Origin of the sequence: Undibacterium sp. CCC3.4, assembly GCF_034347425.1 — a bacterium.
Lineage (GTDB): Bacteria > Pseudomonadota > Gammaproteobacteria > Burkholderiales > Burkholderiaceae_D > Undibacterium.
The window spans coordinates 2932202-2943726 of the sequence record NZ_CP133779.1 but is presented as its reverse complement, the minus strand read 5'-3'; the positions used below and the strand labels follow the sequence as shown (position 1 = coordinate 2943726).

Genomic DNA, 11525 nt, shown 5'->3' with positions numbered 1-11525 from the left:
CAGGCCGGCGGCATTGCCGCCGGCACAGTAGCAGCGGTATCAGCCGATATTGCCGGCGTAAGCGGCAGCATCGAGCAAGCCGTCGATGTCGGCGACATTGGTCGGTTTCAATTTGAACAGCCAGGCGCTGAAAGCATCGGTATTGATACTTTCCGGTGCATCGGCGACCGCTTCATTGACAGCGATGACTTCGCCGCTGACTGGCGCATAAATATCGCCGGCTGCTTTGACCGATTCCACCACGGCGCAGTCTTTACCGGCCGCTAATACGCTGCCAACTTTCGGCAAATCGACGAAGACGATGTCACCCAAGGCGTCTTGGGCAAATTCGGTGATGCCGATCGTGAGCGAGCCATCGGCTTCGAGACGTACCCATTCGTGGGAAGTGGTGTATTTCAATTCTGCTGGGATATTCATGAGTAGCTTTCCAAATAAGTAATTAATAGTGTTCACATAAGATAATGAGAGTCACGACGGCGCCCGTCGCTCAGGCTACCAGCACTTTGCCGTTCCGTACAAATGGTAATTTAACGACCGTGGCGGCGAGCTGCTTATCGCGGATCACGACGTGCACGGTGTCGCCGATGGCTACACCCAGCGGCAAGCGCGCCAAGGCGATCGCTTGCTGCATGCTCGGGCTGAAGGTGCCGCTGGTGATTTCACCCTCACCTTGCGCACACAAGACTTTTTGATGGGCGCGCAGAATGCCGCCTTTTTCACGCAACAGCAAGCCGAGGAACTGTGCGCTTTGGCCTTGCTCGAGCAAAGCTTGTTTGCCGACGAAATCGCGCTCGCTGAGCAAATCAATCGTCCAAGCCAGACCGGCATTAAGCGGATTGACACTTTCATCCATATCTTGGCCGTACAAATTCATGCCTGCTTCGAGGCGCAAGGTATCGCGCGCACCGAGCCCGGCCGGTGCCACACCGATGGCGGCCAAGGCATTCCAGAGTTCGGTCACACGGCTGGCTGCCACGGCGATTTCGAAACCATCTTCGCCGGTATAACCGGTGCGCGCCACCATGACTTCACCGTAGGCGGTAGCGGCCACGATGACGGCATTAAAAGGCTTGAGGTCGACGCTGGCGGCCTGCGTTTGCGGCAAAATCTGCCAAACTTTGGCGCGCGCATTCGGCCCCTGCACAGCGATCAGCGCAAACGCATCCGCGCCATCGCGTCGTGCCGTGATGCTGATACCGGCGGCGGTGGCGTCATTGTGTGCCTGCATCCAGGCGACATCTTTGGCGGCCGTGCCGGCATTGACGACCAAACGAAACCAAGTTTCATCGAAAAAATAAATGATCAGATCATCGACCACGGTACCGGCCGGTGTCAGCATGCATGAATACAGGGCTTTGCCCGGCACTTGCAGCTTATCGACATTATTGGCCACTAAACCACGCAGAAACGCACGTACCTGCGGGCCGCGCAGATCGACCACGCACATGTGCGAGACGTCAAACATGCCACAGTCGCCGCGCACGGCATGGTGTTCTTCGATTTGTGAACCGTAATTGACCGGCATATCCCAACCGCCGAAATCGACCATCTTGGCACCGGCTGCGCGGTGTGCGCCGTTTAATGGAGTCGTGTTGAGCGGTGTGGCCGCTGCGGTCGTCGCTGCTTGCGTCATGAGAAAAACCTCGTCGTTACCAAAATGAAAGGGACGAACAGCCACACGCCGACGAAAACTTCGTCTGCATGCGACAAATCGCATCCCCCTCTGTCCTGATACCTGAGAGATTACGAGCGGCCAGCCGCTCGTGCGCACCTTCGGTGGGCAGTTCGACGCATCGCGCCGCTGCCGCTCTCCAGAGTGTGAAGCGCAGTGCTCGATGGCTCGCTGCGCTTCATTGACCGGTCCTTTATGCCTGAGAGTTTTCGGGTGTTAGCCCCTTCGGCGGCATCCGCATGCGGATGCGCTCTCCCGATCAATTGTTCAGATTATATAAGGCTTGCATGAACTTGGATATCATCCGATCAAAATATTTACGCGGCAGCGGGCAGCTCACGGTGCCTGCAAGATCAGTGTTTGCCGCGTATGCGCCCTCACATCGGCCTCCAGCAGATGTTCATTGACATAGCGACCGGCGGCAAACGCCGCGGCCTGATCATTGTAATGTTCATCAAACAAGACGCCGCTCTGGCCGACCGGATTGATACCCAGCGCACTGCCAGGCGCGGCAAAATCGATCAAGCGCCGAGTCGACGGGCCATACACCACCGGCCACGGTGCCGGCGCAATCGGGCCTGACAAATTATTCGGCACTTCGCGCCCACCAGGAACGGCGAAGCTGCCAATATTAAACAAGCGGTCGAGCGGCTTTTGCTGGCCCAGCGGGTGATTATGCGTGAGTGTATGTAATTTACCCCAAGCCCAATCATCACTATCCTTGCCCGCCACCTGCTGCAGATGAGCGATACTGTCATGCCAAGCAGCGAGGAGAATGTCGGCGCGGCTTTCGCGCGCCGGCGTGCGCGTATCATCCCACCACGGCGACTGCTCATCGGCTAACAGCCTGACGATTGCCTCATCGAGAACGCGCGTGCGCAGCAGGTTTTTGAATTCCACCGGACCCAATTCATCGGCAAACGCATTGTTGGCAATCTGGTAGAGCATTTGCGCAAACAAGCTCGGTGCGATCGATTCGCGTGTGAAGCGATGATCCCACTTACTGAGGATGTCGAGCAAACGCAGATCAGCCGGGGCCTGCAAGCCGGCGCGTAATATCGGCAGCAAGGGCTGCAACACCCGCTGGGCATAGTCGGTCTCGACATCGAGCGCAATCGCTTGGCTATTCGTGGTGTCCCATTTGACACCGGTTTGATTGAGTAAATGGTCGAGACGGCGCGCCCGATCGGCTAAATTGTAATAGCCTGGAATAACAATGCCATGCGCAGAAACCGGCTGACTGTTAGCCGACACAATGTAGCCGCGCGCCGGATTTTCTTCCTGCGGGTTAGCGGCAAAATCATAAAAGCCGTTTTTATCAGCCGCGCCGGTACTGCCATCGAGAATGAAGGCAGGATTAACCTCAGGCGGTCGGCGTACCAACTTGGCTGCCGCCCACCAGCCTATATCACCGCGCGCATTGGCCCAGACCACATTGAGGCCGGGGGCATGAATCAAACGCGCCGCCGCGCGCGCCTTGTCCAAGGTATCGGCCCGATTCAAATCATAAAACGCATCAAGCACCGGGTTCTCGGTTTCAAGAAAGGCCCACCACATCGCCACCGGCGTCGTGCCATAACTCTCAGGGAAGGCATCGGTGATCACCGGCCCGTGCGGCGTGCGGCGCAAGTGCAGCTTGACCGACGCTTGTCCTTTCACTTTAATCTCTTCCTCGCGGCTACTCATTTCTACCCACTGGCCGTGGTACCAAACTTGATTCGGCTGCGCCGGATTGACTTTTTCGGCGATCAGATCGACATCGTCGTTCTGAAACATGGTTAAACTCCAGCCAAATTGCTGGTTATGACCGAGCAAAGCGAGCGGATTGAGGGCTTGGAAATGGCCGTACAGTTCAAAGCCCGGCGCTTGCAGCTGCGCCTCATACCAGACCGCCGGGGCCGAATAAGCGATGTGCGGATCACCGGCTAACAAAGGCTTGCCACTGGCGGTACGTGCACCGCTGACCACCCAGGCATTACTGCCCTCAAACTGTGGCAAACCGAGATCAGCAATCGCGGTTTGGCTGACTTGGGCAATGCGGCTCAAGCTGTGCCAGTCGGCTGCCGCCAATTTCGGTGCCGCTGGCGCGCCCACGAACACCCCCTGTGGATGCCAATCGAGATCGAACACGTGTAAATACTGAGGGCCAAGTTGATCACGAATTTTACTCAAGGCCGGTTCGGTGCGAAACGCGGCAGCAAAACTGTAAGCGGTGTATCCGGAAGCGGCGATGGTGTCGGCCACCGTGAATGCTCGCTTAGGGATCTGCAGCAAATCGAATTCTACCGGGGCGGCATGGCTGGCTTGATACTGATTGACCCCATCGAGATAGGCCAGCAAGGCACGACTTGCCGGCCGATTCAAATCGAGCTTGGCCGCATACTTCTGCGCATGTTCTGCCAAGCCCAAGGTACGAAACAAACGATCGACCTCGAGCAATTTCGGGCCGAGGATCTCGGCCAACTCACCACGCGCCAGGCGACGCAGCATTTCCATTTGAAACAAGCGGTCTTGCGCGTGCACATAGCCGAGCGCCCGATACAAATCGGTTTCGTTGCTGGCGCGAATATGCGGTACCCCACGCTCATCATAACGCACCTCCACCGCCGCCGTCATACCACTGAGATGAACCAAGCCGTCGCGCTGCACCCGTTTGCCACGCACATACCAAGTTGCCGCCATCGCCACGCACAGCAACAACAAGAACACCACGAGCGCGGTTTTTTTCAAGATCGCCTTCATTATGAAGCTTTCAGCAAAATTATCAGGTAGCGTTAATTTAAACCATTTATTCCGGCGGCGATATAGCCAAGCTACGCCGACCGGCAGCAGCATGGCAAATGGGCGATAATAGCGGCCGCAGCACGCAGAGAACTTGAATTTGATGTTTCCAGTGCCATTTAGCAACGACCCTAGACCTCCTTACTATGGAATCGCATGAGCACAACTAATCCGAGTAGCGCGGCCAGCCAGCGCAGCAGCCTTCACACCCTGAAAGGTTTGCTGCCTTTTTTACGTCCCTACCGCCGGCAGTTCATCCTGGCCGGCCTGGCCTTGCTGGTCGCGGCGGCGGCGACGCTGGCCATCCCGGCAGCATTCCGGCAAATGATCGATCTCGGTTTCGGTAACAACGGCGCCCACAATATTACCCATGTCGACCTGACTTTCCTGGCCTTGTTCGGCCTGGCCGGTGTGCTTGGGCTCGCTACCGCCGCGCGTTTTTACTTGGTTTCTTGGCTAGGTGAACGCGTCACTGCCGATATCCGCAGCGCCGTGTATGCGCATGTGCTCACGCAAAGCCCACAATTTTTTGAAACCACCCAGACCGGCGAAGTACTCTCGCGCCTCACGACCGACACCAGCCTGATACAAACGGTAGTCGGCACCAGTATTTCCATGGCCTTGCGCAACGTCTTACTGTTTCTTGGTGGCTTGGTGATGTTATTCGTGACCAGCGTCAAGTTGTCGGCCATCATCCTCGTCATGCTTGCTCTGGTAGTCTTGCCTATCGTCATCTTCGGTCGCCGCGTGCGCACACTCTCGCGGGATTCGCAAGATAAAATCGCCGATGCCTCGGCGCTGGCCGGTGAAATTCTCAATGCCATGCCTACCGTGCAAGCCTTCACCCATGAACAGCTCGAAGCCCAGCGCTTCGGCACCTCGGTAGAAGCCGCCTTCGGCACCGCCATGCGCCGCATACGCGCGCGCTCACTGTTGACCCTGATCGCCATCTTATTAGTTTTCGGTGCCATCGTCTTCGTGTTATGGCTCGGTGCTCATGCCGTGATGCAAGGTCGCATGAGCGGCGGCGAACTCGGACAATTCATCCTCTACGCCGCTGTGGTGGCCGGTGCCCTCGGTGCGCTGTCGGAAGTCATGGGGGATGCCCAGCGCGCCGCCGGTGCCACCGAACGCTTGCTGGAATTGATCGAGGTCTGCTCGCCGATACAAGATCCGGCGCAGCCGCTCGCCTTACCCGCGCGCCCAAGCGGACAAAAAACCGGTTCGACTTTAAGCCTCAAGGATCTGGAATTCCACTATCCATCGCGCCCCGACACCGCCGCGCTGGCCGGTTTGACGCTGCAGATTGCGGCCGGTGAAACGGTGGCCGTGGTCGGCACCTCTGGTGCCGGTAAAACCACGCTGTTTCAATTACTGCTGCGCTTTTACGATCCACAACGCGGCACGATATTGCTTGACGGTATAGATATCCGCGCACTCAGCTTGCACACGCTGCGCAATGCCATCGGCATCGTGCCACAAGAAACGATTATTTTTTCGGCCAACGCCATGGAAAATATTCGTTACGGCAAAGCCGACGCCAATGATGAAGCAGTGATTGCGGCCGCAAAAATGGCGGCCGCCCATGAATTCATAGAAAAATTACCGCAAGGCTACCACTCCTTCCTGGGCGAACGCGGCGTGCGCTTATCGGGCGGACAACGTCAACGTATCGCCATTGCCCGCGCCCTGCTCAAGAATCCGCCCTTGCTATTGCTCGATGAAGCCACCAGCGCCCTCGATGCCGAATCCGAACGCCTGGTACAGGGTGCACTCGATGTCGCCATGCAAGACCGCAGCACCATCATCATTGCCCACCGTTTGGCAACCGTACAACGGGCCGACCGTATCTTGGTGATGGAACACGGCCGCATCGTCGAGACCGGCAGCCATCAAGCGCTGGTCGAATTGGGTGGCACCTATGCCAAACTTGCAGCACTGCAATTTAACCTGCCACCAAGCCAAGAATGAGTCGGTAGCACTGGTGTTAACTTTCCACCAGTGCTGCTCGCAAGCGACATTCTCCTTGACGCCAACTCAAGCAACTGCGTACACTCTCATGATCCTGTAATTCAAGTCGACGACGGTCGATCATCCTGTCCCGCCTATGAAACGATCTCGTTCCCCGCTGTACGCTACACTCGCTGCGGCCCTCTTGATGTGGTCTGTGCCACAAATCAGCCGTGCCGATGCTGCCTCCCTGACGGCCCTGAACACCAATGCCGCGCCGAGCAGCAATGCGACCGAACTCAATCATGAACGGAATCACGAACTCAATCACGAATTCAATTCCGCATTCAATCCAACATTTAATTCATTACCGACGGCATCAGCTGCGCCGGATGACCTGAGTTTAAGCAACAAAGACCAAGATTTATGGGAGCGTGTGCGGGTTGGCTATGCCATTCCCGACCTCAACAACAGCTTGGTCAGCAATCAACTCACTTGGTACAGCACCCGTACCGATTACATACTGCGCACGGTGCAACGCGGCTCGCGCTACCTGTATCATGTGGTCGAAGAATTAGAAAAACGCGGTATGCCGACCGAATTGGCATTGCTGCCCTTCATCGAATCGGCCTTCAACCCGCAAGCGATTTCGACTGCCAAAGCCAGTGGCATGTGGCAATTTATGGCGGCAACGGGCAAAGATTTCAAACTCAAACAAAACATGTTTACCGACGAGCGCCGTGGCGTGGTCGATTCCACCGATGCCGCGCTCAACTACCTTGAGCGTCTGCATGGCATGTTTGGCGACTGGCAACTAGCGCTGGCCGCCTATAACTGGGGCGAAGGCTCGGTACAGCGCGCCATTAAAAAGCAACAAGCGCTGGGCTTACCGGTTGATTTTGACAGTATGTCGGCGCTGATGCCAGTGGAAACCCGAAATTATGTGCCGAAGTTACAAGCCGTTAAAAATATCATTGCCCACCCGGAACAATTCAATCTGGCCCTGCCGCGACTGGAAAATCAACCATATTTTGTCAGCGTAGACAAAACGCGCGATATCGATGTACGTGTGGCAGCACAGTTGGCCGAATTGTCGATGGCCGAATTCACGGCTCTTAATCCGCAATTCAACCGTCCTGTAATCACCGGCAACAGCGGCACGAAAATCCTGCTGCCGACTGACAATGCCGCTTTATTCCGAGAGAATCTCAGCAAATGGCAAGGGCCTTTGTCGAGCTGGGCTACCTTGACCGTCAATAAAACTGAAAAAGTTGAAAATCTGGCCACGCGCTTGGGACTGAAACCCGACGTACTGCGCAACGTCAACATGATTCCCGCCAGCATGCTGGTAAAAGCTGGTTCGACAATCTTGGTGCCACGCTCGGAAAAAATGCCGGATCGCGATATTTCCCCTGAACTGGCCGACAATGCCCAGTTGATGATGGAAAAAAGCGTGGTCACGCGTCGCATCAGCTACAAAGTCGGGAAACGCGACGACATCAATGCCATCGCTAAGCGTTACAAGCTCAGCCTGGCCGATATCCGCAGCTGGAATAATTTGAAACACGACAAACTGACGCCGGGACAAAGCTTGCAACTGCAAGTAGCCATCGTCGCCAAGCGCGGCCAGGCAATCGCGCGTGCCTCCGGTCATAGTAAGTCGAATCACACTACGCATACCTTGGTTGCGCATGCCAAAACGAAGCCTCACAGTTAAACTTGGCGGCATTGTTCCCGATTACTTTTAAATAAAAAATGCCCGGTTTGAACCGGGCATTTTTTTAAACTATTCAACAATACCAGATCACTTACTTGCCCGACTGATTGACGTAGATCACCCAATAGCGCGCCAAATCAGCCGTACCATCGGCACCACCAACGGTTTTGAAGGTTTTCAAGGCCTGGGCTTTTTTACCAGCCTGCAATTGCGCAACAGCCAAATGCAATTTGCCATCTTCCGGATGTTTGGCACCAGCTTTCTTGATCCCGTCTTCCATCATCGCCAAACCTTGATCAAACTTGCCCGCGCTGACAGAGGCAAAACCAAGATTGAGTAAGCCGCTGCCATCTTTGCTGGCCTTGGCTTCGGCTTCCGCTGCGGCCAAGCCTTTGACCGATTCAGCCTGCGCCTTCGTTGCCATATCGCGCAAACGCTTATGGCGTTCTGCATCGGTACCGGCACCGAGCGCACCAGCCTTGTAGCCGGCGTCAATCACCTTGGCGGCTTCGGCAGGGAAATCGGCTTGAATTGCCAGCAAAGAATAATCCATGAAATCGGCAGTTTTAGTGACTTGACCGACCGCTAATTTGAGACGGAACAGATCGAGTTTCAAGCGTTCAGAATAGCCGGGCTTGCGCTCTATATTATTGAGCAGATTGACCCAGTATTCTTTCTTACCGTGGTAAGCGACCATTTTTTCGAGCGCGCTCGAATACCCGGCCATGTCTTTTTGCTTCAATGCTGCATTGGCATAGAATTCGAGATTCGCCAAGCTTGGTGTACGACCGGCTTTCTCATCGGCAGCCAAATCAGCCTGGACTTCTTTCATCGCCTTGGCACTGTCGCCGCCCTGGTTCATGGCCGCAATCATGTAAGGACGCAAAGATTGATCGCTACCGCCATCGGCGTAGTAACGGCCATACCATTGCGCCGCCTTGGCATAATTGCCGGCTTTGTAGTGCGCATTGGCCAATACCTGAATCATCTGCAACTGTTCTTTGGACGGCAACTTGGCCGCCGCCACGATCGTCTCGGCCGAGCGAATCACGGCATCATTATCGCCGGCCGCCGAAGCGATGGACAGACGCATACGTTCGATGGTGAAACTTTCATTAAGCGTTTTGCCACTTACTCCATCGGCCTCATGAATCTTACTCAAGGCATCTTTGTATTTTTTCGCTTTGAACAATTCACCCGCCGCTTGCACAATGCGACCGATTTCAGGACGCATTGCTTCCTGGGCATAAGCAGTATTACCAGCGATATTGGTTAATTCCGGTACGGCGGCAAAACCGATGGCTGCAAACAAGACAGCGACACGAGACAAGCGTAGGTGCTTCATAGCTGTTGAGCTCTCAATCAAGAAAATTTTAATAAACAAGTCTCAGGAAAAAAGCGGCGCGAGTCAGGCGGCGCCAGCCCATCTCCTGTCAATAAGAAAATGGCAGGGATCACCCTGCCAGTTTCAAATCATACATGAAGTTGACAGTGAAACATAATTTCATGTCATCGCACTACTTACTTCAAGAACTGCTCGTTACCAACCATACCGATCTTGGTCACGCCAAGTCGCTGAGCCGAAGCCATCACTGCCGCCACCGATTTATACGGTACGACCGCGTTCGGTCGCAGATGTACTTCCGGCTGATTCGGGTTGCTCGCCACTTCGCTGAGCTTGGTTTCGAGTTCAGCGCGGTTTGCTACTGCCACGCCATTCCACAAGACCGTGCCGTCAAAGTCGACATCGAGATTGACCACCACCGGTGGCTCCGTCGGTTTCGACGGTTGATTGGTCGGCATATTCAGATTGACCGAATGATTCTGGATAGGAATCGTGATGATCAGCATAATGATCAACACCAGCATGACGTCGATCAGGGGCGTCATGTTCATTTCTATCATTACTTCCGGTTCGCCTGAGCCGCCGGAACCCATTTGCATTGCCATAGTCTGTTCCTCAGTTTTTAGGCGGTGGTTCGATCACGAACCCAACCTTGGTAATCCCGGCGCGCTGGGCGTTGAGGATAGTCTTGCCGACAAATTCGTAGCGCACGTTTTGATCGCCGCGAATATGCACTTCCGGTTGCGGTACCTTGACGGCTTCGACTTTCAATCTGTCGAATAAATCTTCGGTGCCACCGGGCAGTGGTTTCATGCCGCCATTCCAGTAAATATCGCCCTCTTTGCTGATCGAGATGGTGATATTTTCCGGCTTGGTTTTGTAAATCTGGTTACGCTCTGCCGGCAGCTTGAGTTTGACCGTATCCGTGATCACCGGCGTGGTGATAAGGAAAATGATCAGCAAGACCAGCATGATATCGACCAGCGGTGTGGTGTTGATGGTGCTGTTGACTTCGTCTTCGCCATCACCATCGTTGCCCATTGCCATTGCCATAATTATACTCTTTCACATTGCACTGCCCGCGCTTGACAGCGGCGGGCAGTCGTACCAGTAGTCAAAGTCGACCTGTCAGTCCGCTGTTAAGCAGCTTTTTTAGCGACTTTATGCATGTTACCCGACAAGACCACCGAGTGCAGATCGGCCGAGAAGGCGCGTACTTCTTCCATCGAGCTCTTGTTGCGACGTACCAGGAAGTTATAACCGAGTACAGCCGGAACCGCGACGGCCAAACCGATGGCGGTCATGATCAGCGCTTCACCGACTGGGCCGGCGACTTTATCGATCGATGCTTGACCGGACATACCGATGGCTGTCAAAGCATGGTAAATACCCCAGACGGTACCGAACAAACCGACGAACGGTGCAGTCGAACCAACGGTAGCCAAAAACGCCAAACCATCTTGCAAACGGCTTTGAACTTTTTCGACGGCGCGTTGAATCGACATCGACACCCAAGTATTGAAATCTATTTGCTCAAGCAACAAACCTTCATGGTGCTCAGTAGCTTTGATACCGGACTCGGCGATGAAACGGAATGGGCTGCCTTCTTTCAGGGCGGCAGCACCAGCTTCAACCGAAGCGGCTTTCCAAAATTTAGTGCGGGCTTCCGAAGCTTGACCGGCCAGTTTGAACTGGTCGACGATTTTCGTGATGAGGATGTACCAGCTACCCATAGACATGATGAACATGATGATCAGCGTGCCTTTGGCGACGAAATCGCCGGTTTTCCAGAGCGCGTCGAGGCCATATGGATTTTCAATGACTTCTTTGACCGGTGCAGCAGCATCCATTGGTGCCGCAACTGGTGCAGCTTCAGCAGCAGGGGCTGCAGCAGAAGCGACTGGCGCAGCGGATGCAGCAGCTTCATCAGCGGCGTAGGCTGGTGCTACAGAGAAACCGGCCGAGATAGCCAGCAAAGCAGTCGCGAGGAGTGCGGAGAAACGAATTTTCATGGTAATGCTTCCTTTAATTCTCAATAGTACTAAAAAAACAACAGTAAA

At 54.9% G+C, this 11525-nt stretch carries 9 protein-coding genes and 2 riboswitches; of the genes, 2 read left to right on the top strand and 7 right to left on the bottom strand.

The annotated features are described in order from the left end of the window. Nucleotides 1-39: 39 nt before the first annotated feature. The 3 genes from gcvH to RHM61_RS13130 form a co-directional block, all read right to left on the bottom strand. Nucleotides 40-417 carry a glycine cleavage system protein GcvH gene (gene gcvH, locus RHM61_RS13140; RefSeq protein WP_322247757.1) on the bottom strand — a complete coding sequence of 126 codons (378 nt, stop codon included), beginning with the start codon at nt 415-417 and terminating at the stop codon, nt 40-42. A 70-nt stretch (nt 418-487) separates the two neighbouring features. Next, complete coding sequence (gene gcvT / locus RHM61_RS13135) at nt 488-1633, bottom strand: glycine cleavage system aminomethyltransferase GcvT (RefSeq protein ID WP_322247756.1); 1146 nt, start codon at nt 1631-1633, stop codon at nt 488-490. Between the two features lie 80 nt (nt 1634-1713). Next, a riboswitch (glycine riboswitch) is annotated at nt 1714-1825 on the bottom strand. A gap of 23 nt (nt 1826-1848) precedes the next feature. Further along, nucleotides 1849-1940: riboswitch (glycine riboswitch) on the bottom strand. Between the two features lie 68 nt (nt 1941-2008). Continuing rightward, complete coding sequence (locus RHM61_RS13130) at nt 2009-4414, bottom strand: penicillin acylase family protein (protein ID WP_322247755.1); 2406 nt, start codon at nt 4412-4414, stop codon at nt 2009-2011. A 195-nt stretch (nt 4415-4609) separates the two neighbouring features. On the opposite strand from RHM61_RS13130, the gene RHM61_RS13125 reads away from it, so the two are divergent. Both RHM61_RS13125 and RHM61_RS13120 read left to right on the top strand, forming a co-directional pair. Further along, nucleotides 4610-6424 (top strand): ABC transporter transmembrane domain-containing protein, encoded by a 1815-nt coding sequence (locus tag RHM61_RS13125; protein WP_322247754.1) that lies wholly within the window; start codon nt 4610-4612, stop codon nt 6422-6424. Nucleotides 6425-6560: 136 nt separating this feature from the next. Then, nucleotides 6561-8120 (top strand): transglycosylase SLT domain-containing protein, encoded by a 1560-nt coding sequence (locus RHM61_RS13120; RefSeq protein WP_322247753.1) that lies wholly within the window; start codon nt 6561-6563, stop codon nt 8118-8120. 91 nt (nt 8121-8211) lie between these two features. On the opposite strand, the gene RHM61_RS13115 is transcribed toward RHM61_RS13120, so the two are convergent. From RHM61_RS13115 to RHM61_RS13100, 4 genes are all read right to left on the bottom strand, one after another. Then, a complete protein-coding gene (locus RHM61_RS13115) occupies nt 8212-9465 on the bottom strand; it encodes a hypothetical protein (RefSeq protein WP_322247752.1) in 1254 nt (417 codons plus the stop codon). A 176-nt stretch (nt 9466-9641) separates the two neighbouring features. Continuing rightward, on the bottom strand, nt 9642-10070 hold the full coding sequence (locus tag RHM61_RS13110; protein ID WP_322247751.1) for an ExbD/TolR family protein: 429 nt from the start codon (nt 10068-10070) through the stop codon (nt 9642-9644). Between the two features lie 10 nt (nt 10071-10080). Then, nucleotides 10081-10518, bottom strand: coding sequence for a biopolymer transporter ExbD (locus tag RHM61_RS13105; protein WP_322247750.1), 438 nt, complete (start codon nt 10516-10518; stop codon nt 10081-10083). Nucleotides 10519-10604: 86 nt separating this feature from the next. Continuing rightward, entirely contained in the window at nt 10605-11477 is an 873-nt protein-coding gene (locus RHM61_RS13100) for a MotA/TolQ/ExbB proton channel family protein (protein WP_322247749.1), read from the bottom strand. Nucleotides 11478-11525: the final 48 nt, after the last annotated feature.

Excerpts from the sequence above, each read along its gene's own strand:
- gcvT (WP_322247756.1), bottom strand. The coding sequence starts at position 1,633 with ATGACGCAAGCAGCGACGACCGCAGCGGCCACACCGCTCAACACGACT.
- gcvH (WP_322247757.1), bottom strand. The coding sequence starts at position 417 with ATGAATATCCCAGCAGAATTGAAATACACCACTTCCCACGAATGGGTA.
- RHM61_RS13110 (WP_322247751.1), bottom strand. The coding sequence starts at position 10,070 with ATGGCAATGCAAATGGGTTCCGGCGGCTCAGGCGAACCGGAAGTAATG.
- RHM61_RS13100 (WP_322247749.1), bottom strand. The coding sequence starts at position 11,477 with ATGAAAATTCGTTTCTCCGCACTCCTCGCGACTGCTTTGCTGGCTATC.
- RHM61_RS13125 (WP_322247754.1), top strand. The coding sequence starts at position 4,610 with ATGAGCACAACTAATCCGAGTAGCGCGGCCAGCCAGCGCAGCAGCCTT.
- RHM61_RS13115 (WP_322247752.1), bottom strand. The coding sequence starts at position 9,465 with ATGAAGCACCTACGCTTGTCTCGTGTCGCTGTCTTGTTTGCAGCCATC.
- RHM61_RS13120 (WP_322247753.1), top strand. The coding sequence starts at position 6,561 with ATGAAACGATCTCGTTCCCCGCTGTACGCTACACTCGCTGCGGCCCTC.
- RHM61_RS13130 (WP_322247755.1), bottom strand. The coding sequence starts at position 4,414 with ATGAAGGCGATCTTGAAAAAAACCGCGCTCGTGGTGTTCTTGTTGTTG.
- RHM61_RS13105 (WP_322247750.1), bottom strand. The coding sequence starts at position 10,518 with ATGGCAATGGCAATGGGCAACGATGGTGATGGCGAAGACGAAGTCAAC.